This window comes from Candidatus Cryosericum septentrionale (assembly GCF_003570995.1).
In the GTDB taxonomy this organism is placed as follows: Bacteria; Caldisericota; Caldisericia; order Cryosericales; family Cryosericaceae; genus Cryosericum; species Cryosericum septentrionale.
This window is the reverse complement of the sequence record NZ_QXIY01000048.1, coordinates 8,441-8,757: the sequence shown is the minus strand read 5'-3', so window position 1 is coordinate 8,757 and position 317 is coordinate 8,441. Positions and strand designations below refer to the sequence as shown.

Below are 317 nucleotides of genomic sequence, written 5' to 3'. Positions count from 1 at the left end.
CGTCTTCCCCTTGAGCTGGATCAGTTTCCTGACGCCTAGCTTGACAAAGGCGTTGCTGCGGGGACAATAGTAAAATGTCTTCTAGATGTCAGGGGAAGCGATAGTACCAGAGAAGATGCCTAGGCGCGGGATTATCTATATTGTCGCTGTGGTCGCCACGGCGATAGGGTTGGCCGTGGCAGCCTTTTTCATCCCAAATAGCACGTCGCCGGTTTCCCCTGTCTGGTTTGTGATGGTTCTCGTGTGCGCCATCGTGGCGGACATGTATCCTATTGTCTATTTGGGATTTGGGAGTACTCAGATTGAAGTTACGGTGT

The 317-nt window shown here is 51.7% G+C and carries 1 pseudogene; it reads left to right on the top strand.

Annotation, left to right across the window (positions count from 1 at the left end):
* Positions 1–115 precede the first annotated feature (115 nt).
* Positions 116–317 (top strand): annotated as a pseudogene (locus SMC1_RS10935) (hypothetical protein); the annotation flags it as partial.